24 protein-coding genes are annotated in these 26,443 nt (G+C 59.6%); 9 read left to right on the top strand and 15 right to left on the bottom strand.

Annotated elements, in window-relative coordinates; genetic code table 11:
- Positions 1 to 48 precede the first annotated feature (48 nt).
- From infB to rimP, 4 genes are all read right to left on the bottom strand, one after another.
- Positions 49 to 2,880 carry a translation initiation factor IF-2 gene (gene infB, locus MHY22_RS00580; protein ID WP_239277487.1) on the bottom strand — a complete coding sequence of 944 codons (2,832 nt, stop codon included), beginning with the start codon at positions 2,878 to 2,880 and terminating at the stop codon, positions 49 to 51.
- Between the two features lie 106 nt (positions 2,881 to 2,986).
- A complete protein-coding gene (locus tag MHY22_RS00575; protein ID WP_239277485.1) occupies positions 2,987 to 3,334 on the bottom strand; it encodes a YlxR family protein in 348 nt (115 codons plus the stop codon).
- An 84-nt stretch (positions 3,335 to 3,418) separates the two neighbouring features.
- Positions 3,419 to 4,435, bottom strand: coding sequence for a transcription termination factor NusA (gene nusA / locus MHY22_RS00570; RefSeq protein WP_239277484.1), 1,017 nt, complete (start codon positions 4,433 to 4,435; stop codon positions 3,419 to 3,421).
- 23 nt (positions 4,436 to 4,458) lie between these two features.
- Positions 4,459 to 4,998: a ribosome maturation factor RimP gene (gene rimP / locus MHY22_RS00565; protein ID WP_239277483.1), complete on the bottom strand. Its 540-nt coding sequence runs from the start codon at positions 4,996 to 4,998 to the stop codon at positions 4,459 to 4,461.
- 38 nt (positions 4,999 to 5,036) lie between these two features.
- Between rimP and MHY22_RS00560 the strand changes: the two genes are divergently transcribed.
- Positions 5,037 to 5,888: a DUF4439 domain-containing protein gene (locus MHY22_RS00560; protein ID WP_239277481.1), complete on the top strand. Its 852-nt coding sequence runs from the start codon at positions 5,037 to 5,039 to the stop codon at positions 5,886 to 5,888.
- 168 nt (positions 5,889 to 6,056) lie between these two features.
- Positions 6,057 to 6,386 carry a transglycosylase family protein gene (locus tag MHY22_RS00555; protein WP_239277479.1) on the top strand — a complete coding sequence of 110 codons (330 nt, stop codon included), beginning with the start codon at positions 6,057 to 6,059 and terminating at the stop codon, positions 6,384 to 6,386.
- A 120-nt stretch (positions 6,387 to 6,506) separates the two neighbouring features.
- Here MHY22_RS00555 and MHY22_RS00550 read toward each other — a convergent pair whose 3' ends face one another.
- A complete protein-coding gene (locus tag MHY22_RS00550; protein ID WP_034668463.1) occupies positions 6,507 to 6,869 on the bottom strand; it encodes a membrane protein in 363 nt (120 codons plus the stop codon).
- A gap of 39 nt (positions 6,870 to 6,908) precedes the next feature.
- A complete protein-coding gene (locus tag MHY22_RS00545) occupies positions 6,909 to 8,678 on the bottom strand; it encodes a proline--tRNA ligase (RefSeq protein WP_239277478.1) in 1,770 nt (589 codons plus the stop codon).
- A gap of 31 nt (positions 8,679 to 8,709) precedes the next feature.
- Here MHY22_RS00545 and yaaA point away from each other — a divergent pair, with 31 nt between their 5' ends.
- Positions 8,710 to 9,432, top strand: a complete 723-nt coding sequence (yaaA, locus tag MHY22_RS00540) for a peroxide stress protein YaaA (RefSeq protein WP_034668531.1) — start codon at positions 8,710 to 8,712, stop codon at positions 9,430 to 9,432.
- 16 nt (positions 9,433 to 9,448) lie between these two features.
- Here yaaA and MHY22_RS00535 read toward each other — a convergent pair whose 3' ends face one another.
- From MHY22_RS00535 to MHY22_RS00515, 5 genes are all read right to left on the bottom strand, one after another.
- A complete protein-coding gene (locus MHY22_RS00535) occupies positions 9,449 to 10,762 on the bottom strand; it encodes a DUF4921 family protein (RefSeq protein WP_239277477.1) in 1,314 nt (437 codons plus the stop codon).
- A gap of 27 nt (positions 10,763 to 10,789) precedes the next feature.
- A complete protein-coding gene (locus MHY22_RS00530) occupies positions 10,790 to 11,542 on the bottom strand; it encodes an ABC transporter permease (RefSeq protein WP_005325189.1) in 753 nt (250 codons plus the stop codon).
- A 32-nt stretch (positions 11,543 to 11,574) separates the two neighbouring features.
- Positions 11,575 to 12,474 carry an ABC transporter ATP-binding protein gene (locus MHY22_RS00525; RefSeq protein WP_040425320.1) on the bottom strand — a complete coding sequence of 300 codons (900 nt, stop codon included), beginning with the start codon at positions 12,472 to 12,474 and terminating at the stop codon, positions 11,575 to 11,577.
- Positions 12,475 to 12,540: 66 nt separating this feature from the next.
- Positions 12,541 to 13,284 (bottom strand): response regulator transcription factor, encoded by a 744-nt coding sequence (locus tag MHY22_RS00520; protein WP_239277475.1) that lies wholly within the window; start codon positions 13,282 to 13,284, stop codon positions 12,541 to 12,543.
- Positions 13,277 to 14,461 carry a sensor histidine kinase gene (locus MHY22_RS00515; RefSeq protein ID WP_239277473.1) on the bottom strand — a complete coding sequence of 395 codons (1,185 nt, stop codon included), beginning with the start codon at positions 14,459 to 14,461 and terminating at the stop codon, positions 13,277 to 13,279. Before MHY22_RS00515 ends, MHY22_RS00520 begins: the two co-directional genes overlap by 8 nt.
- Before the next feature lie 67 nt (positions 14,462 to 14,528).
- Here MHY22_RS00515 and MHY22_RS00510 point away from each other — a divergent pair, with 67 nt between their 5' ends.
- The gene (locus MHY22_RS00510; protein WP_239277471.1) at positions 14,529 to 15,350 is read left to right on the top strand and encodes a PhzF family phenazine biosynthesis protein; all 822 of its coding nucleotides are present in this window, start codon (positions 14,529 to 14,531) and stop codon (positions 15,348 to 15,350) included.
- Positions 15,351 to 16,706 (top strand): protein adenylyltransferase SelO family protein, encoded by a 1,356-nt coding sequence (locus MHY22_RS00505; RefSeq protein WP_239277470.1) that lies wholly within the window; start codon positions 15,351 to 15,353, stop codon positions 16,704 to 16,706.
- 85 nt (positions 16,707 to 16,791) lie between these two features.
- On the opposite strand, the gene mqo is transcribed toward MHY22_RS00505, so the two are convergent.
- Entirely contained in the window at positions 16,792 to 18,288 is a 1,497-nt protein-coding gene (gene mqo / locus MHY22_RS00500; RefSeq protein WP_239277468.1) for a malate dehydrogenase (quinone), read from the bottom strand.
- Positions 18,289 to 18,552: 264 nt separating this feature from the next.
- On the opposite strand from mqo, the gene MHY22_RS00495 reads away from it, so the two are divergent.
- The 4 genes from MHY22_RS00495 (at position 18,553) to MHY22_RS00480 (ending at position 22,168) form a co-directional block, all read left to right on the top strand.
- The gene (locus MHY22_RS00495; RefSeq protein WP_239277466.1) at positions 18,553 to 19,581 is read left to right on the top strand and encodes an alpha/beta hydrolase; all 1,029 of its coding nucleotides are present in this window, start codon (positions 18,553 to 18,555) and stop codon (positions 19,579 to 19,581) included.
- Positions 19,582 to 19,608: 27 nt separating this feature from the next.
- Complete coding sequence (gene mtr / locus MHY22_RS00490; protein ID WP_239277465.1) at positions 19,609 to 21,012, top strand: mycothione reductase; 1,404 nt, start codon at positions 19,609 to 19,611, stop codon at positions 21,010 to 21,012.
- Between the two features lie 316 nt (positions 21,013 to 21,328).
- Positions 21,329 to 21,721 carry a hypothetical protein gene (locus MHY22_RS00485; protein WP_239277464.1) on the top strand — a complete coding sequence of 131 codons (393 nt, stop codon included), beginning with the start codon at positions 21,329 to 21,331 and terminating at the stop codon, positions 21,719 to 21,721.
- 48 nt (positions 21,722 to 21,769) lie between these two features.
- Complete coding sequence (locus tag MHY22_RS00480; RefSeq protein WP_239277462.1) at positions 21,770 to 22,168, top strand: hypothetical protein; 399 nt, start codon at positions 21,770 to 21,772, stop codon at positions 22,166 to 22,168.
- A 195-nt stretch (positions 22,169 to 22,363) separates the two neighbouring features.
- Here MHY22_RS00480 and map read toward each other — a convergent pair whose 3' ends face one another.
- From map to ispG, 3 genes are all read right to left on the bottom strand, one after another.
- Positions 22,364 to 23,233, bottom strand: a complete 870-nt coding sequence (map, locus tag MHY22_RS00475; RefSeq protein WP_239277460.1) for a type I methionyl aminopeptidase — start codon at positions 23,231 to 23,233, stop codon at positions 22,364 to 22,366.
- An 84-nt stretch (positions 23,234 to 23,317) separates the two neighbouring features.
- Positions 23,318 to 25,171, bottom strand: coding sequence for a penicillin-binding transpeptidase domain-containing protein (locus MHY22_RS00470; protein ID WP_239277459.1), 1,854 nt, complete (start codon positions 25,169 to 25,171; stop codon positions 23,318 to 23,320).
- Between the two features lie 81 nt (positions 25,172 to 25,252).
- Entirely contained in the window at positions 25,253 to 26,416 is a 1,164-nt protein-coding gene (gene ispG, locus MHY22_RS00465; protein ID WP_239277458.1) for a flavodoxin-dependent (E)-4-hydroxy-3-methylbut-2-enyl-diphosphate synthase, read from the bottom strand.
- Positions 26,417 to 26,443 lie beyond the last annotated feature (27 nt).

Raw genomic sequence — 26,443 nt, 5'->3', positions numbered from 1 at the left:
ATTCAGTGGGGACGGCGGGAGCGGAAGCGGGCCTTGAGACGGCGGCGATTAGTCGCGCGGAACCTCGACCTCTTCGTAGGCCTGGATGATGTCGCCTACCTGGATATCCGGGTAAGAGAGCACCATACCGCACTCGTAGCCGGCCTTGATCTCGGTTGCGTCGTCTTTTTCGTGACGCAGGGACTCAATCTTGGCGTCGGCAGTGATGACGTTGTTATCGCGCAGCAGGCGAACCTTGCCGTTGCGGACAACCTTGCCCTCGGTAACCATGCAGCCGGCGATGGTACCCACCGCGGAGGACTTGAACAGGGCGCGGATTTCGGCCGCACCGGTGTCGCGTTCCTCGTAAATCGGCTTGAGCATGCCCTTGAGCGCAGCCTCGACCTCTTCGATGGCCTTGTAGATGATCGTGTAGTAACGAATATCCACGCCCTCTTGGGTGGCCATCTCCGTCGCCTTGCCTTCCGCACGGGTGTTGAAGGCAATGATGACGGCGTCGGAAGCCGCTGCGAGAGAGACGTTGGTCTCGGTCACAGCGCCCACACCACGGTCGATGATGTTGAGCTCGACTTCGTCCTCGGTCTTGATATCCAGCAGGGCATCTTCCAGTGCCTCGACGGAACCGGCATTGTCGCCCTTGAGGATGAGGTTGAGGGTCGAAGTCTCCTGCAATACCTTGTCCAGATCCTCCAGGGAGACGCGCTTGCGCTGCTTTGCCTGCAGGGCAGAACGCTTGCGAGCATCACGCTGGTTAGCAATCTGGCGGGCAACGCGATCATCTTCCACCACGAGCAGATTATCGCCTGCACCCGGCACACCGGACAGCCCCTGGACCTGCACCGGACGGGATGGGCCCGCCTCTTCGACGTCTTCGCCGAACTCATCGAGCATGCGGCGGACACGGCCGTGCGCATCGCCAACGACGATGGAGTCACCCACGTGCAAGGTACCGCGCTGAACGATGACCGTTGCCACCGGACCGCGTCCGCGGTCCAGGTGAGCCTCAATGGCCACGCCCTGTGCGTCCATGTCTGGATTAGCGGTCAGCTCCAAGGCCGCATCCGCGGTGAGGATGACCGACTCAAGCAGCTGGTCAATGTTCTTGCCCTGCTTCGCGGAGATATCCACGAACATGGTGTCGCCGCCGTACTCTTCCGGAACCAGGCCGTACTCGGTGAGCTGGCCACGGATCTTATCCGGCTGAGCTTCCGGCTTATCCACCTTGTTCACGGCCACGACGACCGGAATATCGGCAGCCTTGGCGTGGTTGATGGCCTCCACGGTCTGTGGCATAACGCCGTCATCGGCGGCAACCACGAGGATGGCCAAGTCGGTTGACTTAGCACCGCGGGCACGCATGGCGGTAAAGGCCTCGTGACCCGGGGTATCCAGGAAGGTGATGGTGCGCTCGCCGTCCACGTCCACCGTGGTCTGGTAGGCACCAATGCCCTGGGTGATGCCGCCTTCCTCGCGGGCGCCCTCGTTGGTCTTACGAATGGCGTCCAACAGGCGGGTCTTACCGTGGTCAACGTGACCCATAACGGAGACGACTGGAGGACGATTCTCCAGTGCTTCCTCGCCGCCTTCGTCCTCGCCGAACTTCAAGTCGAAGGACTCGAGCAGCTCGCGGTCCTCGTCCTCAGGGGAGACAACCTCGACGTTGTAGTTGATCTCGGAGCCGAGCAGCTGCAGCGTATCTTCCGATACGGAAGCGGTTGCCGTCACCATTTCACCGAGATTGAACAGTGCCTGCACCAACGATGCTGGATCCGCACCGATCTTCTCGGCGAAGTCAGACAGGGATGCACCACGACGCAGGCGGACGGTTTGGCCCTTGCCGTCTGGCAAGCGCACGCCGCCTACTACATGCTTCTGCTGCTCCTCGTACTCATGGCGCTTCTGACGCTTGGACTTCTTGCCCTTACGTGGAGCGCCACCTGGACGGCCGAATGCACCCGCGGTGCCGCCGCGACGTCCGCCGCGTCCACCGCCGCGGAAACCGCCTGGACGGCCGCCACCTGGGCCACCGTGACCCGGTCCGCCGTGACCGCCGCGACCGCGGCCGCCACGTCCACCACCGCTCGGTGCCTTAGACGGCATCGACGCAGGGTTCGGGTGGGACGGCATCATGGCCGGGGATGGACGGCGACCGCCGCCACCCTGGTTATTGCCACCCTGGCGGTTATTTCCGCCCTCGTTCTGGCCACCGCGCTTACCGCGGTTATCGCCTGGCTTATTGCCGCCACGCTGCCCCTTGGAGCCACCTGGGCGAGGGCCCGGACGGTTGTCGCCGCCACCCGTGGAGAACGGGTTATTAGCTACGCGACGGGAACCGCCTGGCTTCGGCATTGGACGAGGCATGGAATTGCCTGGGGTCGGACGCTCGCCCGACTTCTGGCCGCCAGCCTGGCCTGGCTTCGGTGCGCCCTGGCCGGGCTTCGGTGCGGCAGACTTTGCACCCGGCTTCGGGGCCTGTGCGCCCGGCTTCGGGGCAGCTGGCTTTGCACCGGGCTTAGCAGCACCCTGTCCCGGCTTCGGTGCGCCCTGGCCAGGCTTCGGGGCAGCAGCCTTCGCGCCTGGCTTTGGCGCCTCTGCGCCCGGCTTGGGGGCAGCAGATTTCGCACCCGGCTTAGGGGCACTCGCCTTTGCGGTGCTCTTAGCGGCACCCTTGGCAGGCTTATTGTCTTGCTTCTTCTCGGCGGCGTCATCGCCGCCGGACTGTGCTTCATAATGAGCTCGCATCTTCTTAACCACCGGCGGTTCGATGGTGGAAGAAGCAGTCTTTACAAACTCACCCTGTTCCTTCAGGGTGGCGAGCAGTTCCTTGCTGGTTACTCCGAGCTGCTTTGCGAGCTCGTGAACACGTAGCTTTCCGGGCACTTGTCTCCTCTTGGTATCGACTAGGAGTCAAGGCCGCGGAAACTGGCCTGACCCCTAGTTAGGTGTGTAGGACTTTCATCGCTGATGCTTCATCGTTGTGCGCTCATCAGTGTTCGGTCTTCCTTTGTAACTCTGGTTCGTACGAATCTAACGCGGCATCTTCCACGCTAGGTACTTGTCCGCCATGCGCTTCCAAGTACTGCCGTACCTGACCTGTGTCCACGGGTGCGGACGTGCGAAGCGCGCGCTTGAAGGCGCGTTTGCGCTCCGCTAGCTCGAGTGCAGAAAGTGTGGGGCTAATCCACGCCCCGCGGCCGGGAAGCCGGCGGTGTGGATCTGCTACCAGACGGCGGCCGTGCGGATCATCGCGGTCGATGACCACCCGTAACAAGTTCGTATCTGGCAGGCGGCGGCGAGTGGCGATACAAGTCCGGAGTCTTTGCCTCTCAGACATTCAACTCCTTACTTTTCGCGTCGCCAATATGCCCCAATCTGCAACTGGGCCGTTTACTAGCCTACGCTACAAAAGCGCAGATCCTTAATTAGCGTCAGCGTCCGAGTGAATATCAATCTTCCAGCCGGTCAAACGGGCAGCTAGACGGGCATTCTGCCCCTCTTTACCAATAGCCAGGGACAGCTGGTAATCCGGCACCACCACGCGCGCGATTTGCGCCTCGTTGTCTACAACGGTGACCTTGACCACCTTCGAGGGGGCCAGTGCGTTGCCTACATAGACCGTCGGATCCTCGCTGAAGTCAATGATGTCAATCTTTTCACCGCCGAGCTGGCGCATGATGTTATTGACGCGCTGACCGCGCGGGCCGATGCAGGCTCCCTTAGCGTTCAGGCCCTTGGCATGGCCCACAACGGCCACCTTGGAACGGTGGCCTGCCTCACGGGCGATGGCAATCATTTCTACGGTGCCATCGGCAACTTCTGGAACTTCGAGCTCAAAAAGGCCACGCACCAGTTCCGGGTGGGTGCGGGAGAGATTGATCTGTACTTGGGCGCCGTTGCGATTAACGCCTACGACATAGGCCTTGATGCGGTCACCGTGCTCGAGCTTTTCTCCCGGAATCTGCTCAGCAGGCAGCAAGATGCCGTCTTGGGACTCCAGCTCAGAGCCCAGCTGGACCACGACGATTCCGCGGGCATTAGCGCGCGCATCGCGCTGAACGATGCCGCTGACAACGCGGCCGGTAAGCTCCGAGTAGGAATCGTAGGTGCGCTCTGCCTCGGCCTCGCGCAACTTGCGCAGGATGGCCTCGCGCACGGCCTGCGCGCCCACACGTCCAAAGTTGTCCGGGGTGTCATCGTATTCGGTGGTTACTTCCCCAGTTTCTGGGTCGCGCTCCGAGACAATGACGCTGACCGCACCGGTGGTGGCGTCGATATCGACGCGGGACTTGGCGCCTTCTACCTTGCCGCCAGCATTGGACTCGCGGTAATCCAGGTAGGAATACAACAAGGCACCCGCAATCGCTTCCAGCAAGTCCTTTACGGGGACATTGCGCTCGGATTCGATGGTACGAAGTGCCTGTAGATCAATATTCACTTGTCATTCCTCTCGGTTGCCGGTTAGTTCTCGGCTTCTTCAAACGTCTTTCGCACTGCCTCTAGCTCCTGTTCGGACGGCTGTGCAAACTCAATTTCTACCACTGCCCGGGCAATGTTTTCCAATCGTTCGGCGCGCGCCTGCACGTCCTTTTTGCTTGCCGTGATGAGGATTACGGCCTCGGCGGCGTCGTTAAGCGCGCCAATGCGCGCCGATTGAGTCTTGCCATCGCCAAGGTCAAAGGAGACCTTGCGCCCCCGATTGCGGCGCCAGTGGCGCGGGGCGGTTAGCGGCAAGTCCACGCCGGGGGTGGAGACCTCCAAGGTATAGCCGGCGCCGAAGTTCAGCTCTCCCTGCGCTTCCTTGTCATCAAAGAAGGCAGAAATCTCGTTGGATACTTCCTCCAGCACATCGGAGCTAGGGCGCTTATCACCATCAATACGGATAATGACCTGGGATTTCTTTCCCGCCTTGGTGGTTTTAATGTCTTCTACGTCCAATCCCCGCTCAGCCAATTTGGGTTGCAAGAGATCGGTCAATTGTTGTGCATCTGGGAAAGCCATGCCCACTAGCCTACGTGCTACGGGGTACAGTCTTTTGCGTGAACCGCCGACGTATAGCTTTGACCCTCGTAGCCACAACCGCCACCCTGCCCGGCTTGGCTGGGTGCCAAGCGGTTGATTCCGTCGTCGACTATTTTGGCCCGCGGCCAGAGAACAGGCTGCTGGCGCTTGCCGACGCCGCCGCCACCGACGCCTTGTCCCTCAGCGGCGTCGATGACCATGCCGCAGGGCTGCGCAGCTCCCAGGCGGATGCCCTTTATGCCGAAATTACGCGGCTATGCGGCACGGATGATGCTGGCAATCCCCCACGCTCCTGCGAGGTAGAGCGCCCTACCGAGGCCAATCACGCCGCAGACTCTGGCGAAATTATGGAAAATGCCGCTTCCGCTACCACCGAGGCCACCGATGAGGTCACCGTTGAATCGCGCACCCTAGTTACCGAGCAGGCCATCGCGCTCAATGCTTGGTTGCCTGGCGATGCCCCCGATATTCCCGAGCTTTCCCAACCAGAGCAAAAAAGCGCTGCTGATCTCCTGAGCTGGGAGTATGAGCAGGTATACGGTCTAGATTTCGCCCGCGCCTACGTTGGCCCCGAGCACGAGGACAAGGTGGATCATCGCCTCGCTGTTCATCATCGCCGCATCGACGCCCTCCAGGGCGCACTTGCCCGCTACGGCAACACTCCGCAGCCGGAGCCGGCTTATACCTCCGGAGAGCAAGAACTGCCCCACGATTCTGATTCCGCCCTGGCCTTTATCGATGGCCTTGCCGCACACGACGGCCGCAAGTGGTCCGCTGCCGCCACGGGTGCAGCGCAAGAAGAATCCCCGGATCAGGAATGGGTTACTTGGCTCATTGGCATCGCGGCGGAGTCCCACGGAATGCGATAAGACAGGCTGACCGCCTGTAAATCCCCTGAACACCAGTCAGCGAAATTGCAGCGACCTTTACGGCATAATGCATTGCTTTCGCTCCGCAAGCGTGCGTAGGTTGGGTCACCATGAGCTTGCAGGAGATTCCGCAAGCTAAAAGACACAAAGAGAAGGAGTTTCCTCTCAATGCGTTTTAAGAAGACCATGTTGACCGCATCCGCCGCAGCACTCGGCCTTGCTGGCTTGGCCGCGCCTGCTGCTACCGCCGCACCGGCTAGCGCCTGGGATCAGGTAGCCGCCTGCGAGTCCGGCGGTGATTGGCACATCAATACCGGAAACGGTTACCAGGGCGGCCTGCAGTTCAACCCGCAGACTTGGGCCGCCAATGGCGGCACCCAGTACGCCCCGACGGCTGACCAGGCGACCCGCGAGCAGCAGATTGCCGTGGCCGAAAGCGTCCTAGCCACCCAGGGTGCTGGCGCTTGGCCCAACTGCGGCGGCCCCGTCGCCGGCTAGTTTTTGCCTCGGCAGTTAATACGAAGCCGGCCTCCTCCCCATCCCGCGAAACCCCGCGGAGTAAGGGAGGAGGCCGGTTTTGTGCTTGACCTAGCTGGCTAGCATGCAGCCAAGGCGGCTTTAGGCCTCATGCTTGGCGATATTCCAGGCATACATCATCAACAGCACCTGCAGCGGCTGGCGGATGATGTGGTAGAGCTTCTTTGGCCACCCTGCCTTGCGTTCAATCCAGGCGTGGTACATATTGGCCGGCCACACCGCTGCAAAGAGCGCGAGTGCGGAAGCACCGCCGAAGCCGCGGGTGGCGCGGCGGCGAAGCAAAGCACCGGTGGCAATCTCCCACAGGCCCGAAGCAAAGTTATAGAAGCGCGCAGGGCCTGGCAGTTGCGGCGGGACAATGGATTCGAAAGTCTTCGGCTTCACAAAGTGCAATACGCCCATTGCTGAAAGCACCGTGGAAAGCCCATTCTTTTGAAAGTTCATGCCTTCCACGGTACCCCGCCGCGCAGAGTTGAGTCCTATTTAGCCACGCACGAGCTCGAGGATCTTGTCCACGATGTCTTCGGCTGGAACCTCAAGGGTCTCTCCACCGCGGATGCGCAGTTCAATCTTGCCTTCCTTGAAGGCACGGCCCAGAATTGCCACGAAGGGCATGCCAAGGAGCTCTGCATCCTTGAACTTCACGCCTGGGGAGACCTTTGGGCGGTCATCGAAGAGCACCTCGAGCCCCTTGGAGGATAGCTCCTCTACCAGCTTATCGCCGGCCTCCATGGCGGCGGCGTCCTTATTAGCCACGGCTACGTGTACCTGGTACGGCGCAACAGCTACTGGCCAATTGAGGCCCTTGTCATCATGGCGCTGCTCGGCCAAGACGGCCAGCATGCGGGTGATACCAATGCCATAGGATCCCATGGTGGGAACGGCGCGCTTGCCGTTCTCATCCAAGATTTGCACGTCAAAGGCCTCGGTGTATTTGCGGCCCAGCTGGAAGATATGGCCAAGCTCAATGCCGCGCTCCAAGGTCAAGGTGCCCTGGTTATTGGGAGCCAGGTCGCCTTCTTTAACCTCTGCGGCCTCAATGAACTCATCCACGGTGAAATCGCGACCGGCCACGCAGCCAACCACGTGGCGCTCGCTCGCATCGGCGCCGGTAATCCACGCCGTGCCCTTGACCACGCGCGGATCGGCCAGGACCTTGATGCCATTGGCATTTAGAGCGCGCGGGCCCACATAGCCCTTGACCAAGAAGTCATTGTCTGCAAAGTCCTTGTCCCCGGCCAACTCAAACTCCACTGGCTCGAGTGCGGCCTCAAGGCGCTTTTCATCTAACTCGCGATCGCCAGGGATGAGAACGGCAGCCAATTCAGACTCGCGCTCTTCGCTCTCCACGGCCGGGTGGTAGAGCTTGACCATCATGCACTTGAGGGTGTCTGCAGCGGTGGCCTCGCGGCCGTCGACAGTAATGCCTGCGCCCTGGGCCCATTCGACCAGCTTCTCAATGGTCTCTGCTCCCGGGGTGTCATGCTCCTGTGCCTCTGGCTGGCCCTCAATATCCTTCTCCGCCGGTGCTGGGGTCACCACGGCCTCGACGTTGGCTGCGTAGTCGCCCTCGGTGGAGCGCACAAAGGTATCCTCGCCTACCTCAGATACGGCGAGGAATTCCTCGGAGGCGGAGCCGCCCATGGCACCAGAGGTGGCCTTACAGATGGCGTAATCGATCTCTAGGCGGTTGAAGATATTCTGATACGCCTTGCGGTGGCGGCCGTAGGACTCGTCCAAGCCCTCATCGGTCATGTCGAAGGAATAGGAATCCTTCATCGTGAATTCGCGGCCACGCAGCACACCAGCACGAGGGCGCTCCTCATCGCGGTACTTGGTCTGAATCTGATACAGCGTAACCGGGAAATCCTTATAGGAGGAGTACATATCCTTGACCGCACTGGCAAACATTTCCTCGTGGGTAGGGCCAAGCAGCATATCTGCGTTCTTGCGGTCCTTGAGGCGGAAGAGGTTATCGCCGTATTCCACCCAGCGGTTGGTCTTCTCATAAGGCTCGCGCGGCAGCAAAGCAGGAAACAGCATTTCCTGGCCGCCGATGGCGTCCATTTCCTGACGGACTACATCTTCAATCTTGCGCAGGGTGCGCAGACCCAACGGCAGCCAGGTATACACGCCCGGCGCGACGCGGCGTACATAACCGGCGCGTACGAGCAGCTTGTGGCTGGGGACCTCGGCATCGGCGGGGTCCTCACGAAGGGTACGGAGAAATAGTTCAGAAAGGCGGGTAATCATGCACAAAAATATACCCCGCTACCCTGTATATATGCTCATTATCCTCCCTCCTTCAGAAACTAAGGCCCATGGCGGTACGGGACAGCCCCTTGACTTCAGCCAACTGTCCTTTCCGCAATTGCATGCCACCCGGCAAGAAATTGCCGCTGAGCTGCAGTCTCTTCCGGTAGACGAGGCCATGGAGGTACTCAAGCTTTCGGAAAAGCTGCGTGGTGAGGCCGAATCCAACCAGGGGCTTTTTACCACCCCCACCATGCCGGCCGTGTTGCGTTATACCGGCGTGCTTTTTGATGCCTTGGATGCCCCTTCCCTACCCACGTGGGATCGTCTTGCTATTGGCGACGCCCTCTTTGGCGTCCTCCGCGCCAGCGACCCCATTCCGCATTACCGGCTTTCGGGTGGCTCCAAGCTTGGTGGCCGCACCATGAAGTCGCGCTGGGGCAAGCAGATTACGCAGGCGCTCGAGGGAGTGGACGAGCTTATTGTCGATCTGCGCTCGGGCACTTACCAGCAGCTCGGCCGTGTAAAGGATGCGGTAACGGTACGGGTGGAAAGCCTGCAGGACGATGGTTCGCGCAAGGTGGTCAGCCACTTCAATAAGCACTTCAAGGGCCTGTTAGCCCGCGAGTTAGCGCTCTCGCCTGCTGACGCCTACAGCGCCGCCGACGTTGCCGCCATCGCGCGCGCCGCGGGTATGACCGTTGAGGAGCCGGGGCCTGGGTCGAGTGAGCTTACGCTCGTCGTCAAGCGCTGAGCCCAACGCTGCCCGCTTAGCGCAGCTGCGGGTTATACAGCAGGCTATTGCGCTGCACCGAGCATTCGGTGGCCACGCGGACCGAGCGGGCAACATGCCCGGACTCGCGCAAGGGATAAAGCTGGCTTACTACCCTATCGCGCAGGTCCCAGGGCGAGATGGTGTTGAGGTAAATCTTGGTGCCGCCTTCGAATCCGGCAAGGGTAGAAATGCGGAGCTTGATGAGAATGCGCCATGGCTGAGCGACGTCGACATCGGCAGGCTTGTGGTGCCACTCCTCATTGCAGGGAACCTCGCGGCCGACAGCAGCGTGGGCAGCATGGACGAGGTCGCTCATGGCGCGGATTTCTTCTTCCGACTGCCGCCACGGCTCGCAGGTCGCGGACTTGGAGTAGACCTCCAAGGTGGGATAGCGGTGCCCAAAGCCGGCGAAGAGGACGGCATGGTCGTTTTCCGCAATGATGAGGTTGCGGCTAGCGGCAAAGTCCACCGCCCACTCGTTGTACATATTCATATTGCTGCGCAGCATCTGTACCTCCCGGTGGGAGGCCATGCCGCGGTCATCGATGGCAACGAGTTGCTTGTGCAGGTGCTCAAAGGAGGCGCCGGCTGGCTGCAGCCAATTTTGGAAGGCCACCACATAGGGTGCGTAGCGGTTGCGTTCGTAGAGGTCGCGCATGGCGTCAATAGTCAGCTGCATAAAGAGCAGGTGCTCTTCGGCGCTGAGGGTGCCGGAAGATACCACTTGGGAATCATCCTGTGCACCGCGCTCAAAATGGCGGCCCGCCACGATGACGTCGTGGCCACCTGCGAAAAAGCCCGCCGCCTGTTCTATAAGTTCCTCGTCGCTTGCCTCGGGCAGGTGCGCTGCCTTTCGCTTCGTGCGCACGATATTGAGCACATGTTCACGGCCGGCAGGATCTGCAAGGTAGTTGTCCATGCGTTGGCGGGTCTCAGCATCCATGTCGAAGCCGTAGTTGGCGTGCCAATAGTCAAAGGAGACGATTTCAAACAGATTTGGAATGCGGCGAAAGGCCGGGACGGTGTGGCCGTATTCGCTCAAGGGCAATCCACGCACAATCCCGCCGGACGGCAGGATGCGGGCCTTTTCCGGCGGGGTATCAGTCATGCGCCCTGAACAAAAGGCGCAGCGGTGGGTGAAGTCTTCTTCCTGCAGTGGCTGCGGGTTAGCCACTGGCGTGGACAGCGGGCGGTTGCCGCGGCCCGGCACGGTCCACACTTCGGTCCCGGAGAACGGGTTGACCTGCTTGACCGTGCCATCCCGCATGGTCTGGATAGGTTCTATGCGGGCAAAAAGTGCATCACTCATGCCCACCAGCGTAGTTAGTTCTGGGAGTTATTTGGCGACGGACCGACGGCGGGACACTGCGCACGCACCGCCGACGCAGACTGCCAGCGTGACGCCCAGAATCAAAGCAGACACACCGCGGGAATGGTCCAAGGGGCCCAAATCGCTACCCAGGACCAAGGTCTGCATATTGGCGAAGGGCAGGCAGCTCAACAACGCTTCTGCCCACGAAGCGTCAAATGCCATAAGCGCAGTTTCAAGAACAAAGAACTCCACCACGAGGATCATCGCCGCAAATGTGCCGCTACGCAAGAGATAAGCCAACCCCATAGCCAGCAGGCTAAAGCCGGCCCATTCCAGGTAAGCAAACACCACTCGGTTGCAATCCGGCCACTGGTGAAAGCTTGTGAAGTCAATATCGCCGCCGAGTGCCGCAATCAGCAAGGTTCCCACAGCTATACCCAGCGTGGCAGCGAGCAAGAGTGATACCAGGATGACTAAGAATTGGCTGAGCACTATGCCAACGCGGCGGTTGGAGGAAAGATAAGACCATGCAACGGTTCCCTTTCCTAGGTCACCTCCGACCATCATCGCAGATGCAAAGATCATCACCACCATGGCGAGGTCACTAGCTGCCAAGACATCACTGGATTGAAACTTGCCGTCCGCGGTGCCGTTGAAGTCATAGCCCCAAGCCGTAAGCACGCCGCCGGCGGTCATGCCGAGTGCCACGATGGCGAGGTAGACCCAGGTAGAGCGAAGAGAAAAGAGCTTGCGGGATTCTGAAACCACAGTATTCATAGAAATCTGTCCTTAAAGGTTGGGTTGTGCGTTTAGGCGGAGCGGTAGGCCACGTGGTCGGCGGTCGCGCCGAGGTAGGCCTCTTCCAGGGAGGGCTGTTTGCGTTCCAAGCTGGAGATAAGAATGCGGTTATCCAGGCAGATGCGGCCGATGTCGGAGCCTTCGAGGCCGCGCACGCGCAGGACCTCACCGTCAAAGGAGGTTTCCGCATCGGTGCCGTGCAATAGGCGCAAGAGTTCATCGGGCTGGTCAACGATGACTTCGAGGCTTGCGCCACCAGTTCCGTTGACGAATTCATCCATGGTGCCCTCGCCCAGCAGCTTGCCTTTGCCGATGACTACGAGGCGGTCTGCGGTGAGCTGCATTTCCGAAAGCAGGTGGGAAGATACGAGGACCGAGCAACCGGCCTCGGCGAATTCGCGGATGCGGGCACGCATCCAGTGCACGCCTTCGGGGTCGAGACCGTTGACGGGTTCGTCGAGAAGCAAGTGCTTCGGCTCGCCGATGAGCGCACAAGCAAGGCCCAGGCGCTGCTTCATGCCTAGCGAATAGCCGCCCACGCGCTTGGTGGCTACCTGAGTTAGGCCGACGCGGTCCAAGGTGTCATCCACGTGGTTCATAGACACGCCCTGCAACGCGGCCATGTAGCCCAGGTGAGCACGGGCGCTGCGGCCCGGGTGGAACCAGTTCGCATCCAGCAAGGTGCCCACCATGGTGGCGGGATTGGACAGTTCACGGAAAGGCGTGCCATCAAAAGTCGCGGTGCCGGAAGTCGGAGTCTCCAGACCCACGCACATGCGCATGGTGGTGGACTTGCCGGAACCATTCGGTCCGAGGAAGCCGGTGACTTGACCGTCTGGAACCTCGAAGGAGAGGTCATCTACTGCTTTAAAGGAGCGGAAATTCTTGGAAAGGTGTGAAACTTTGAGCATGGTTCCCATCGTGCCGCCTGACCGGCACAGAGTAACCATCCTTGGGAGTGATTTAGCAGGTCATACCTAGGGATGAGAGAGCAGTTCCTCCACCGAAACCACGCCATGAGTAAGCGCGTAGAGCACGGCATGCACGCGGTCACGCGAGCCGGTTTTCGTCAAGATGTGGCGCACGTGAGTCTTGACCGTGGCCATGGAGACGAACTCGCACTCCGCGATTTCGGTATTCGAATACCCCAGTGCCATCAGCTTGAGGACGTCTAGCTCGCGTGGCGTGAGATCTTCTGCCGGAGGGGCGGTAGCCGCTGCCGCAACGGGGGTGGCATGTGAATTAGGCTGTGACGCGGACTGCTCGCTGCGCAGTTGCTGCAGCACCTGGGCGGTAATGCGCGGTGAAAGGACGGCCTCGCCGGAATGTACGGTGCGAATGGCGGCGAGGAGATTTTCCGGTTCGACGTCTTTGAGCAGGAATCCGGAAGCCCCGGCGGAAATGGCGCCATGGACAAAGTTCTGGTCATCGAAGGTGGTAAGCATAATGACTTGGGTATCCGGGAATTCCGGCAGCAGCCTTTCGGTGGCGGCGATGCCATTGACGCGGGCCATCTGGACATCCATGAGCACAATATCGGCAGGCTGCGCGCGGGCGAGGTCGAGGACTTCATCGCCATCGGATGCCTGCCAGGCAACGTCTAAATCCTCTTGGGAGCCAAGGAGCATGGCGAACCCGGCGCGCACGAGGGGCTGGTCATCTACTAGGCCAATGCGGATGGGAGCGGCATGCGATCTTGCTGGCTGCTCAGAGTTAGTCATTGGGTACCTCCACGGTGATAAAGAAGTGTCCGTCCTCTGTGCGGGTAGCAACGCTGCCGCCATAGGCCCTAACGCGCTCGCTCATCCCGATGAGCCCGTAACCGGGCTCGTGATTGTCCGGCGTGCGTGCGGCCGGGTTATCGGCGCTCAATACTAGGCCGCTTCCAGTAGAGCGAAAGCGCAGCACTCCCCTTTTATCGCGGGAATGCTTGAGCATATTGGTCAAAATCTCTTGCACCACGCGGTAGACGGTGAACTGATAGAGCTCGTCGCTTTCGGTCGGCAGGTCCTCCAGCCCGTGCACGATGATATCGAAACCGCTGCGGCGGGCTTCCGAGATGAGTCCTGCGATATCACTCGCGCCGGGCGCCTTGGTATCGGCGCGGGAATCTCCATCTCGCAGCACAGAGAGCAATCCGCGCATCTGTTTGAGGGAATCGCGGGAGGTAGAGGCTATGGTTTCTAAGGCTTCTGTGGCCGCTGCGGGATTTTTGGCGGCGGCGAACCGGGCGCCGTCGGCAAGCGCGATAACGCCCGCTAAATTATGCGCCACAATGTCATGCATTTCGCGGGCAATGCGGTTGCGCTCTACCGCGCCGGCCATCTCCGCACGTTCAATCAGCAGCTGCTGGTCCTCGCGCTTTTTGCGGTCATTGGTGCCAAGCAGGAAGAAAAAGCCCATAACGGGCCACGCGATGATAACGACGGAGACGAAGGCAGGAAGCGGGCCAACAGTGGTGTCTTCGAGGCCAAAATCGATGCCGCTGATGACCCTCCGCCCGTATAGTTCCGCTGCGGTGGCCGCCAAGGAGCCTAAGGCAATCCACCCTATCCAGATTCGCTGTAGTCGTTTGGGTGAATGTGCGCCTATCAGAAATACGCAGTAAGCCAAAGGGAAAAAGTGAGCGTTGCCCATTGCAGCAAGCGGGGTAAAGATGCACACCGTTAGCGTGATAGCAGTGAACCCGATGGCATATTCCCTGAGCTTGGGGTGTAGCCAGAGTGCTAGTGGAATACCGACTGCATAAACTACGAGAACCAGCTCCTGGAAAAGCGAGGTTCTATCAATAACACCTTCTGCCGCCGGCACCGAAGAACCCCAGAAAAACAGCGGAATGATAATTCTCCACGGTGGGCCTACCCACGCGCGAAGTGCATCGGGCCATAGCTTCTTCATGGCTTTCTAGGCTAGCGCAGGCTCTAGGCCATAGTCCTCATCCCTGGGGCTGACTAGACTGGCAGGCATGCACCACGAGTTCTTTGAGGTTGATGTATTTGCCACGGGTGCCTTTAAGGGCAATGCCTTGGCGGTGATTGCGGGCGCCGATGGACTAAGTAGCGAGCAGATGCAGGCGATCGCGAACTGGACCAACTTTTCTGAAACCACCTTCTTGCTCGAGCCTAGCGACGTCCGCGCGGACTACCGCGTGCGCATTTTCACCCCGTACGAGGAGTTTGATTTCGCCGGCCACCCCACCTTGGGCAGCGCTGCCGCGTGGCGGGCACTAGGCAATCAGCCACGGGAAGAGGGACGCATCGTCCAAGAATGCGGCGTGGGCTTGGTAACCGTCCGCGAAGAGGGCGAAGTCTTTTCCTTTGCTACCCCGCCGCTGCGCCGCGAAGAACCGCTGAGCCCGGCGGAGCTAAAGGAGGCCTGCGCTGGGTTGGGGCTAGATAGCGCGGATATTGTGGACCATGGCTGGGTGGACAATGGCCCAGGCTGGCGCCTGCTTCAATTGCGCGATGCCGCGGCGGTGCGCGCGGTTGAGCCCCGGGCCGAGCGCCCCAAGGTCGGCGTTGTGGGTCTTAATCCCAACGCCGCAGAGAGCGAGCCGGCCTATGAGGTGCGGGCCTTTACCACCCAATTCGAAGACCCAGTCACCGGTTCTTTCAACGGCGGCGCCGCGCAGTTTATGCGCTCACGCAACGTGGTGCCGGCGCGCTATACCGCAACACAAGGCAGCCAAATAGGCCGGGCGGGCGAAGTATTTATCAATGATGACGGCACGGATATTTGGGTGGGCGGTCGCGCCCAGATTCGCGTGCGCGGAACACTGGAGGTTTAGGTGCAGCTACACCACGATTTTGCCCAGAAGCTTCCCCACTTGGTTCGCCCCACCGAGGGTGAGGAGCAGCCGAACCCACAGATGGTCATCCTCAACGAGGAACTGGCCACCAAGTTGGGCCTCGACCCAGACTGGCTGCGCTCCTCCGAGGGCGTAGATTTCCTTACCGGCCGCGCAGGCGGCCACGCTATGGCCTATTCCGGCTTCCAATTCGGTGCGTTTAACCCGCAGATGGGAGACGGCCGGGCCATGCTCTTGGGCGAGGTGGAAAAGGACGGCCGGCTATGGGATCTCCATGCCAAGGGAACTGGGCTTACTCCCTTTTCCCGCCTCGGGTCCGATGGCCGCGGAACGCTGTCTTCCATGCTGCGCGAGTACCTAGTCTCTGAGGCTATGCATGCCTTGGGGGTTCCCACCACCCGGGCGCTGGCGGTTATCTCCACCGACCGACCCATTCAGCGCGGGCACGTGCAACCGGCCGGCATTGTGGTACGCGTAGCGGCCAGCCATATCCGCGTCGGCACTTTCCATCTTGCCGCGCAGACGGATTACACCCGACAGTTGGCCGACTATGCCATTGCGCGCCACTACCCTGGAGCGGACTACCAGGAGTTTTTCACCCAGGTGATGGATGCGCAGATCCGCACCGTGTCCCACTGGATGCGCTTGGGCTTTATTCACGGCGTGATGAATACGGATAACACCACCATCTCTGGCGAGACCATTGACTATGGCCCCTGTGCCTTTATGGAGGCCTATTCGCCATCAACGGTCTTTTCCAGCATCGATAGGCAGGGCCGCTATGCCTTTGGCAATCAGCCCTCCATTCTGGGATGGAACCTGGCCCGCTTGGCGGAATCCCTCCTGCCGCTTTTTGATATGGACATGAATAAGGCCATGGACTTTGCCCAAGAATCCATCAACGGCTTTAGCGACCGCTTTGAGCACCAGCACAGGGCAGATTTGGCACAGGCTTTGGATACCTCTCTAGAAGTCGCTTCTTCTTATGAGGCTGCCATGCAGCTCAACGGTCCAGATATCACGCTGGCTCACCGCGCTCTTGCCGACGCCGCCGCGGGCCACCCCACCCACGCCCGCGAGCTCCTGGCCGAAGGAGACTTCTTAGATGACTACCTTGCTTCCTCCCCCGATCCTTCCCGCGTCGACAGCGCCATGCCGCGGGTTATCCCGCGCAACCTCGCCGTAGAATCCGCGCTGGATGCTGCCGAACGCGGGGAGATGGGCCCGTATCAGGAGCTTCTCCACGCGGTCACCCACCCGTGGGAGCCCCATCCAACGTTCGAATCGCCGGATCCTAACGGTCTCGAGGGCTACCTGACCTACTGCGGTACCTAGGGCTGCCATTACCGGCCTAGGACGCACGAAACCCTCGCGCCGCCGCGAAGGAGGTGCGAGGGTTTGTGAGGCCGAAAGCTAGCTTTTAGCGGTCCAGCTTCAGGGTCTTCTGGGTGTACTCCCACATCTCGTCGTAAAGCTTCTCATCATTGCGCAGCTTGATGCCATAAGACGGAACCATCTCGCGGATCTTGTCTGCCCAATCAATCATGTGCTCGCCGAAGCAACGCTCCAGCAGCTCCAGCATGACGGCCGGGGCAATGGATGCACCCGGGGAAGCTCCGAGCAAGCCGGCGATATTGCCCTCCTGGTTATTCACCAAGGTGGTGCCGAACTCGAGGGAGCCGAACTGCGGAGCACCGGCAGGCTTAATCACCTGGACGCGCTGGCCAGCGATAACGGTCTCCCAGTCGCTTTCCTTTGCTTCCGGTACGTACTCGCGCAGGGCTTCCACGCGGTCCGAGAAGCTCTTGCGCACCTCATCCACCAGGTACTTGGTCAGGCCGAACTCTTGCACGGCAACGCCGAGGTAAGAGGTGATGTTGTCTGGGCGGATGGACTTGAACAAGTCCAGGTAGGTGCCCTTCTTCAGGAACTTCGGGCTCCAGCCACCGTAAGGACCAAAGAGCAGCCCCTTCTCACCGTCGATAACGCGGGTATCCAGGTGCGGCACGGACATTGGCGGGGCGCCCACGGCAGCCTTGCCGTAGACCTTTGCCTGGTGCTGCTCAATAAGCTCTGGGTTCTTGGAGCGCAGCCACAGACCAGATACCGGGAAGCCTGCGTAACCGGCAACTTCCTTCACCTTTGCCTTACGCAGCAGATCCAAGGCGTAACCGCCGGCACCCACGAAGACGAACTTTGCCTTAACTACGGTGATGTCGCTGGTGTGCTTGTTCTTTGAGTACACCTTCCACGCGGAGCCATCACGCTTGATATCGATGACCTCATGTCCGTAGCGGATCTCGGTGCCGGAGGCCTTAGCTGCGGTCAGGAATTGCTTGGTCAGCGCGCCAAAGTTGACGTCGGTACCAGCGTCGGTCCAAGAAATGGCCACCTTATTGGAGAAGTCACGGCCCTTGGCCATCAGCGGCAGCTTCTCAGCAAAGTCGGAATCGTCTGCGGAGAACTGCATGCCCGGGAACATATGCTTCTCGCTCAGCACATCATAGCGGCGCTTGAGGTAATCCACCTGGATTTCGCCCTGTGCGAAGGACACGTGCGGAACCGGGTTAATGAATTCGCTCGGGTCGGTGAGAATACCGTTGTTGAGCTGGTGGGACCAGAACTGGCGAGACTTCTGGAACTTCTCATTGATGCCCAGAGCCTTGGAGATATCAATGCGGCCGTTCTTCTCCGGGGTGTAGTTCAGCTCACACAGTGCGGAGTGGCCGGTACCGGCGTTATTCCACGGGGAGGAGGACTCCAATGCGGGGCCATCGAGGCGCTCAAAGACCATTTGAGTCCAGCTGGGCTCCAACTCGCGGAGCATTGCTCCCAAGGTGGCGCTCATGATGCCGGCACCAATTAGTGCTACATCGACCTCGTCTACAACCTGTGCTGTCTTCTTAGCGGAGGACACTGTGTTATTACCTCTTCGAATTGAAAATAGATATCCATCGGCGCGGTCTACGCCTTGATTTTTAGCGCTTAGCGCCCCGCGCCACCATCGCTGCACTATGACAACCTGGCAGTGCGTCACGCATTAAGGCCTTACTCTACGCTTTTCTCATCCAATTTGGGATTTCTCCCCCAGACCAGTGGCGAAAATGTGGGAATTTCCGCCCCCACTATTTACACCCCACCGGCAGCACCATAAATTCTTCGTTGCACCTAGAATCGAGGCATGGTTACACACTCCCCGGTATGGGGCCCAGACAAGCTTGGCCCTGACTATGAAGCTGCCACCATTGACTTGGGTACAGACCCCGATGGCGAGGGCGACGTGGTCACCACCCTGGTGCACTACGCGCCGGAGCATGCGGGCGATACTGCACGTGAGTCAGCCGCCCCGTCTCGCCCGGCACTGGTGTGGCTACACGGCATGACCGATTATTTCTTCCACACCCACGTAGCCGAGCACTTTGCCGCCGAGGGTTATGACTTTTATGCCATCGATCTGCGCAAGTGCGGCCGCTCGCGCCGCTCGGGCCAGTCGTGGCACTATGCTTCGGACCTGGCGCTGTACTTTACAGACCTCACCGCCGCTCTTGATGCGATCCCCAATGATGAAGTCATCTTCATCGCCCACTCCACCGGTGGCTTGATCGCCCCGCTGTGGATGGATCATCTGCGCCGAACCGACCAAGAACGCCACCAACGCTTGGCGGGCCTCATCCTTAATAGTCCATGGCTGGACATGATGGGCGTGCCCGGCCAGGTCCTCACTCCCCTCAAGCCGCTGCTCTACACATTGGGCCGCATCGCCCCCATGACTCCCCTGCCTGGTGGCAACCTCACTGCTTACGGCGAGTCCGTGCATAAGGATTTCTACGGCGAATGGAATTTTGACCTCCGCTTTAAGCCACTGGCGGGCCATAAGAAATATGTCGGTTGGATAGCCGCGGTATTCCACGGCTTTGATGCTATTCACAGCGGCCGCGTTGATGCCGGTGTCCCCATCTTGACGCTGCAGTCCACTCGCACCCAATTGGGTCAGCCTTACTCCGACAGCGTGAACCACGCAGATGTCATCATCGACGTTGCGCAAACGCGGCGCTGGGCAAAGGAACTTAGTGCCCACTACACCTTGCATCCCATCAAGGGGGCTAGGCACGATGTGTTCCTATCGCTTCCGGACCCGCTCCAAGAAGCTTTTGACGCCTGTGACAAGTGGCTGCTCACCGTCCTAGAAACCCCACAATCTACTCAGTAATTAAGCCCCTATATATAAGGAATAAACGTGACTACTTCACACCAGTCCCACACGCCCGCTGCCGAGGAACATTTCGACCTCATCATCATCGGCACTGGCTCCGGAAACTCCATCCCTAGCCCGGATTTTGATGACCGGAAAATCGCCATCATTGAAAAGGGCACCTTTGGCGGGACCTGCCTCAACGTAGGCTGCATTCCCACCAAGATGTATGTCTACGCCGCCGATATTGCCCTAGCGGCGCGCGAGGCCGGCCGGCTCGGCCTTGATGCTCAGGTCACTAGCGTGGATTGGGATTCCATCGTGGACCGGGTCTTTACCAACCGCATCGACCAGATTGCCCAGGGCGGCGAACAGTACCGTCGCGGCGAAGAAACCCCGAACATTACCGTGTTTGATGAGCACGCCCGTTTCGTCGGCCCGAAGACCATTCAGACCGGCGAGCATGTCATCAGCGGCGACCAGATCGTCATTGCCGCCGGCTCCCGTCCGGTCATTCCGGAGGTCTATGCCAACTCGGGCGTGAAGTACTACACCAATGAAGACATCATGCGCATGGACCACCAGCCAGAAAGCCTCATCGTGGTAGGCGGTGGCTATATCGCCATGGAGTTTGCTCATGTCTTTGACGGCCTCGGCACCAAGGTCACCGTGGTCAATCGCTCCGAGACCTTGCTACGCCACCTGGATGATGACCTATCTAGCCGCTTCAACCAGATTGCTCGCGATCGCTTCGACGTGCGCATAGCCAATGGCACCAAGCTCGAGGAAACTGACACGGGCGTGCGGTTGGAGCTCGACAATGGTGAGTCCGTGGAAGCAGAAGCGATTCTGGTTGCTACTGGGCGCACCCCAAACGGCGATCAGATGGATCTGGACAAGGCGGGCATTGAACTGCTTGCCGACGCCCGCGTGAGCACCGACGAGTTCGGCCGCACCACCGCCGAGGGTGTTTGGGCGCTCGGCGATGTCTCTTCTCCATATATGCTCAAGCACGTAGCCAATGCGGAGACACGCGCAGTGCAGCATAACCTGCTCCACCCAGAAGATCTCCGCCCACTGCCCCACGACAATGTCCCCGCCGCCATCTTTACCCACCCACAAATCGCCACAGTGGGCCTAACTGAGAAGCAGGCGCAACAGAAGGGCTTCGACGTCACCGTCAAGGTACAGAACTTTGGCGACGTTGCCTACGGCTGGGCTATGGAAGATCACACCGGAATCTGCAAGCTGGTAGCAGACCGCTCCACTGGGCAGCTTCTCGGCGCGCACCTGATGGGCCCGCAGGCCTCAACCTTGATCCAGCAATTGATTACCGCGATGGCCTACAAGTTGGACATGCGGGAATTCACTCGCAACCAATATTGGATCCACCCTGCGCTGCCAGAAGTAGTGGAAAATACCCTTTTGGGACTGGAGTGGAATAAGTGAACTGTTACGTGATCCTTCTCACACTCCTCCAGTTTCTTCCCAGGGTTTAGGACGTTTTCCCACTTCACGCCAAGGAAGTCCCATTCACAATTTCAGGAAATTCACCACCATAAAGGGGCCCAAATTAATTTAATCGCTGAAATTCCGGTCTTTGACGTGCAAAAGGACGGGAGTTTTACTAAATTCACTTGGGACACCGGCTCGAGCCGATACGAACACGGCTACCGCGTGTTTATGAATACCGCCTGTGTATTCAATAACACTTTGGTTTCCCAGTGCGGAAGCCTTGCAAGTACGACTTTTAAGGAATTTTGATATGCGTATCCGCAATGCAGCAATCGCTGGCGCAACCGCTCTCGCCGTTGCTTTCGGCGGCACCACCGTTGCCTCCGCTGGCGAGACCGTCAACCAGAACGGCAACAACGTCACCGTAGAGCAGGCTAACCCTTCCAAGACTGGTAAAGGCCAGGCCGAGGACCAGACTCCAGAGGACTACACCCCTTCCCTGTCCTCCAAGCTTGGCCACAAGCTCGAGGGCGACCAGGCAGCTAACGCCGTTGGCATCTTTGGTTCTTCCAAGGACTTCTCCGGCCAGCCAGCATGGGCAAAGGTCTTCTACGGTGCAACCGTTGTAGCAGGCCTCGGCGCCCTGCTCGGCGGCATCATCGGCCCTGTATACAACTTCTTCGTACACGGCCCTTCCTTCTAAGCAACAGTCACACGGCTCAATCAAAACTTCCGAAAGGTAATTTTCACAATGCGTAACTTCCGCACTGCAGCTGTTGCCGCTGCAACCGCTGTCACCGTAGCCTTCGGCGGCACCGCCGTTGCTTCTGCAGAGACTTCCTCCACCAACGAGAACACCACCTCCTCTTCCTCCTCCAGCTCCCTGACCCAGCTGGGTAAGAAGAAGGGAGCATGGTCCGAAGGTGAGGACGGCAAGCCTGTAGTTAAGCCTGAACACCAGGTCACCGGCGAGGACATGTTCGGCAAGGAAACCTCCGAAAACATCCCGGAGTGGGCTTCCGATTGGAAGAAGGGTGCTACCGCACTGGGCATCACCTCCGTTATCGGCGCAATCATCGGCGCTTACAACTACGCTGTTTACAACGGCATCATCCCGCAGCACATCCTGGACCCAATCTTCCGTCGCTAATTATTAGCCGCAGATTGGCTCTAGATAGCTAGGGCTTGCTCGGGGCCTCGTTCTACTAAGAACGAGGCCCCTTTTGCTATGCGAAGCCACTCCAATATTGCCAACGGCTCCGTGGGACGTCGGCAAAACAAAGGCCGCCCCCACTCCCCTTCTCTGGAAATGGAGGCGACCTTCAGTTTGTTCTGAGACTAAGTACTAGTCCTCATCTGAAATGGTAAGGATTTCATTGCCATCTTCGGTGATGACGAGGGTGTGCTCAAACTGAGCGGTGAACTTGCCGTCGGTGTTTTGGACGGTCCAGTCATCATCCCAAATTTCATAGTCCAAGGAGCCGAGGTTAATCATCGGCTCAACAGTGAGGGTCATGCCAGGCTCAAGGATATCGCGGTACACGGTCGAGTCATGGTGAAGGACAACAAGACCGTTGTGGAAGGTTGGGCCGACGCCATGGCCGGTGAAATCGCGCACGACGTTGTAGCCAAAGCGCTTGGCATAAGACTCAATAACGCGGCCGATGACGTTGATCTCACGGCCGGGCTTTGCGGCCTTGATGCCGCGCATCGTGGCCTCCTTGGTGCGCTCTACCAGCAGGCGGTGTTCCTCGGAGACATTACCGGCGAGGAAGGTGGCGTTATTATCCCCGTGGACGCCATTCTTATAAGCGGTGATATCGATATTGACGATGTCGCCATCCTCAATCACCGTGGTATCCGGAATGCCGTGGCAAACAATCTCATTGAGGGATACACAGCTGGACTTGGGGAAGCCGCGGTAGCCCAGCGTGGACGGGTAAGCGCCGTGGTCGCACATGTACTCGTGCGCAACGCGGTCTACATAATCAGTGGTCACGCCCGGCTGTACGGCCTTGCCAGCCTCCTTGAGGGCGTTTGCCGCAATCTTGCAGGCCTCACGCATCTTCTCAATAACCTCTGGGGACTGGACGTAGGGCTCGCCAATGCCCTCCTGCACCTCGTCCTTCCACGCGTACTCTGGGCGCTCGATGCTCTCCGGCACGGTGAGGATCGGAGTGGGCTTGCCTGGCTTTAGCTTTCCTCGATTACTCATGGTTTCCCATGGTAGTCCTCTGCGCCCATAATGCAGCAGCCGGGGTCAAAAGACAGGGCCATAGCTCCAGCTCTGAGTCTACGTCTACCCTTCGGCCGGCGGAGCCGCACCCTCGTGCGGTCCGGACCGGTAGTCATCGACCTTCTGCAAGAAGTTGCTAGTGATATTGACCGAGACATCGGAGCCGCCGCCCAAGACCACGAGGGTGGCAAAGGCAATATCGTCTTCTTCCCGGTAACCGGTAAACCAGGCGTGCGAGCCTTCGTTGATCTCGGCCTCACCGGTCTTGCCGTAAATCGTGCCGCCAGCCGCCATGCTGCGGGCGGTGCCGTTGGTGACCACTTGGCGCATCATGCTGCGCACATTGTCCAGCACGGGCTTGGAAATCTGCTGCGGCTTGTCGGAGGCTTTTGTCTCATGGCCTTCAATCAGCGTAGGTGTTGGCGTTTTGCCATTAGCTACCGTGGCAGAGACCAGCGCCATGCCGAAAGGGCTTGCCAAGTCATAGCCCTGACCATAACCGGATTCGGTGCGCTCCAGTGGTTCTTTGCCCTCCGGAATGGAACCGGTAATGGTAGTAAGGCCTGGGATATCGTATTCCACGCCGAAGCCAAACTTCTTTCCCATGTCTTTCAACTCACCAGGCTTAAGCTTGGTGGAGATATCCGCGAAAGTAGTGTTGCACGATTGTGCAAAGGCTTGGCTGAGCGGAACGCTGCCTAGGGCGAAAGCGTTGTAGTTGGTCACCACGCGGCCAAAGATATCCATGGTGCCAGGGCACGGAACGATGGTATCGGTATTAAGCCCCTGCTTTTCTACGCCGGCCGCCGCGGTGAGAATCTTGAACACCGAGCCCGGAGGGTACTGACCTTGGAGGGCTACGTCGCCATCTTCATCGGCCTTCTCGGTTTGGGCGACGGCCAAGATATCGCCATTGGAGGGACGGATGGCTACGAGCATGGCCTGGGAGTCTGCGCGCTCATTGACCGCCTCCTGCGCGGCACGCTGCACATCGTAGTCCAGACCTACCTTGATCGACGGCGCCGCATCAGGGTCGTGCTTTTCCACATCAGAGAGCGCCGCACCATTTTCATTGACCACAGAAATGGACCAGCCGGTTTGGCCATCGACCTCATCCTGGACCGCGGAGCGCACACGCGACATCAGATCGGGTGCCAGGCCACGGTCGCGGGTAACCAGAGCCGGCTCTTCATTGAGGCGCACGCCGTCCATGCCTTCCACCTTGGGGCGCACAGCCTTGGCTTGATCCTCCGTAAACATAGTGACGGAAAAGGAGCCGTCTGCATCCTCCAACTTTTTGGCCAGATCCTTGGCATCCATCTCCGCAATGGAGTCATCCTGGCGGTGGGCGGCAGCTAGTGCGCCGCTGATCTTGGAAGCGGTGGGACGCACATCATCCAGCGAGCTGGTATCTACCACCAGCCGGTAGTTCAGCCCCGGGCTCATCAATTCCACTCCATTGGAAGACACCACGCTGGCGCGCTCTGCTTCCAGTGCGCGCAGTTCCAGGTGCTGATTTGCTCCCAGGTCGGGGTGAATAAGGCTCGGCTTCCACCGCACCGTCCACTCATCCTCAGTCTTGGTCAGCGTCATCTGCGTGTCATAGCTCAAGGTACGTTCCTTGGGCAGGTCCCAGGTGACCTTGTAGTTGGCCGTGGCGAGGTTCTCATCTTGGTCCACGCCTTCAAGCTCAATGTCGAGTCCCTCGGCCTGCAGGCCGGAGTAGGTGGCATCGAGGGCGGAGGTGGCGTCGGAGGGGGCGTCGGTAAGCGCGGCTAAACCGTCATTATTCCGAGACTCCATCCCCTGGAGGAATTCTTCCGCCACCGGTTCCGCAGAAACCGGCTTCGGCGTACAGGCAACCACGCTGGTGGAGGCGAGCGTGACAGTTGCAACCAGCGCGACCAACTTCTTCATGTCTTGGCACTCTAGCAGCGCAAGCGCCAAAAAAGACTGCCCCACACCGAAGTGCGGGGCAGTCTGCTCAAAGTGGGTAAATTACTGGGTTACGCGAACCTCAGCCTTGGCGCCTTCCACGGCTTCCATACCCTGCTCATCGGCAATGCGCATGGCCTCTTCAATGAGGGTTTCCACGATCTTGTCTTCCGGCACGGTGCGAACGACCTCGCCCTTAACAAAGATCTGGCCCTTGCCATTGCCGGAGGCAACGCCGAGATCAGCATCGCGGGCCTCGCCTGGGCCGTTGACAACGCAACCCATTACGGCAACGCGCAGCGGGAACTCCATGCCATCCAACCCGGCGGTAACTTCCTCCGCCAGCTTATAAACGTCCACCTGGGCACGGCCGCAGGACGGGCAGGAGACGATTTCCAGCTTGCGCGGGCGCAGGTTGAGCGACTGCAGAATCTGGTCGCCCACCTTGATTTCCTCCACCGGCGGGGCGGACAGGGACACGCGAATGGTGTCGCCGATGCCCTCTGCCAGCAGTGCGCCGAAAGCCACCGAAGACTTGATGGTGCCCATGAACTTCGGACCAGCCTCGGTCACGCCGAGGTGCAGCGGGTAATCAGTCTTTTCCGCCAGCTGGCGGTAGGCCTCCACCATCAAAACCGGATCGGAGTGCTTAACGGAAATAGCAATATCGCCATAACCGTGCTCCTCAAAGAGGCCAGCCTCCCAGATAGCGGACTCGACGAGTGCTTCCGGGGTGGCCTTGCCGTATTTTTCCAGCAGGCGCTTGTCCAAGGAGCCACCATTCACGCCGATGCGAATGGGAATGCCGGCATCGCCGGCTGCCTTAGCAACTTCCTTCACGCGGCCGTCAAACTCGCGAATATTGCCCGGGTTCACGCGGATGGCGGCGCAGCCAGCGTCGATGGCCTGGAAGATGTACTTAGGCTGGAAGTGGATATCCGCAATAACCGGGATCGGGGACTTCTTGGCAATGGCCGGAAGTGCCTCCGCATCAACAGGCTTAGGGCAAGCCACGCGCACGATATCGCAGCCGGAAGCGGTCAACTGCGCGATCTGCTGCAGCGTGCCGTTAATGTCGTGCGTCTTGGTATTGGTCATTGACTGCACCGAGATGGGTGAGTCAGAGCCGACGCCGACCGGGCCCACCTGCAGCTGACGAGTCTTGCGGCGCGGGTGCAGGACTGGTGGTGGGCCGTCTGGGATTCCTAGACCGATGGGGGTCGACATGAATTCTCCTTGTTGAAGCACAGTAAA

The sequence above is a fragment of the Corynebacterium sp. ACRPO genome (assembly GCF_022347205.1).
Classification (GTDB): Bacteria; Actinomycetota; Actinomycetes; order Mycobacteriales; family Mycobacteriaceae; genus Corynebacterium.
Note: the sequence above shows the minus strand (reverse complement) of the source record. Positions and strands in the feature narration are given on the sequence as shown.

Coding starts and splice junctions, on each gene's coding strand:
- MHY22_RS00575 (WP_239277485.1), bottom strand. CDS start 3,334: ATGTCTGAGAGGCAAAGACTCCGGACTTGTATCGCCACTCGCCGCCGC.
- MHY22_RS00520 (WP_239277475.1), bottom strand. CDS start 13,284: ATGACTAACTCTGAGCAGCCAGCAAGATCGCATGCCGCTCCCATCCGC.
- map (WP_239277460.1), bottom strand. CDS start 23,233: ATGAGTAATCGAGGAAAGCTAAAGCCAGGCAAGCCCACTCCGATCCTC.
- MHY22_RS00510 (WP_239277471.1), top strand. CDS start 14,529: ATGCACCACGAGTTCTTTGAGGTTGATGTATTTGCCACGGGTGCCTTT.
- MHY22_RS00485 (WP_239277464.1), top strand. CDS start 21,329: ATGCGTATCCGCAATGCAGCAATCGCTGGCGCAACCGCTCTCGCCGTT.
- MHY22_RS00515 (WP_239277473.1), bottom strand. CDS start 14,461: ATGAAGAAGCTATGGCCCGATGCACTTCGCGCGTGGGTAGGCCCACCG.
- MHY22_RS00525 (WP_040425320.1), bottom strand. CDS start 12,474: ATGCTCAAAGTTTCACACCTTTCCAAGAATTTCCGCTCCTTTAAAGCA.
- MHY22_RS00555 (WP_239277479.1), top strand. CDS start 6,057: ATGCGTTTTAAGAAGACCATGTTGACCGCATCCGCCGCAGCACTCGGC.
- MHY22_RS00495 (WP_239277466.1), top strand. CDS start 18,553: ATGGTTACACACTCCCCGGTATGGGGCCCAGACAAGCTTGGCCCTGAC.
- MHY22_RS00470 (WP_239277459.1), bottom strand. CDS start 25,171: ATGAAGAAGTTGGTCGCGCTGGTTGCAACTGTCACGCTCGCCTCCACC.
- MHY22_RS00545 (WP_239277478.1), bottom strand. CDS start 8,678: ATGATTACCCGCCTTTCTGAACTATTTCTCCGTACCCTTCGTGAGGAC.
- MHY22_RS00530 (WP_005325189.1), bottom strand. CDS start 11,542: ATGAATACTGTGGTTTCAGAATCCCGCAAGCTCTTTTCTCTTCGCTCT.
- MHY22_RS00535 (WP_239277477.1), bottom strand. CDS start 10,762: ATGAGTGATGCACTTTTTGCCCGCATAGAACCTATCCAGACCATGCGG.
- MHY22_RS00550 (WP_034668463.1), bottom strand. CDS start 6,869: ATGAACTTTCAAAAGAATGGGCTTTCCACGGTGCTTTCAGCAATGGGC.
- MHY22_RS00480 (WP_239277462.1), top strand. CDS start 21,770: ATGCGTAACTTCCGCACTGCAGCTGTTGCCGCTGCAACCGCTGTCACC.
- ispG (WP_239277458.1), bottom strand. CDS start 26,416: ATGTCGACCCCCATCGGTCTAGGAATCCCAGACGGCCCACCACCAGTC.
- yaaA (WP_034668531.1), top strand. CDS start 8,710: ATGCTCATTATCCTCCCTCCTTCAGAAACTAAGGCCCATGGCGGTACG.
- rimP (WP_239277483.1), bottom strand. CDS start 4,998: ATGGCTTTCCCAGATGCACAACAATTGACCGATCTCTTGCAACCCAAA.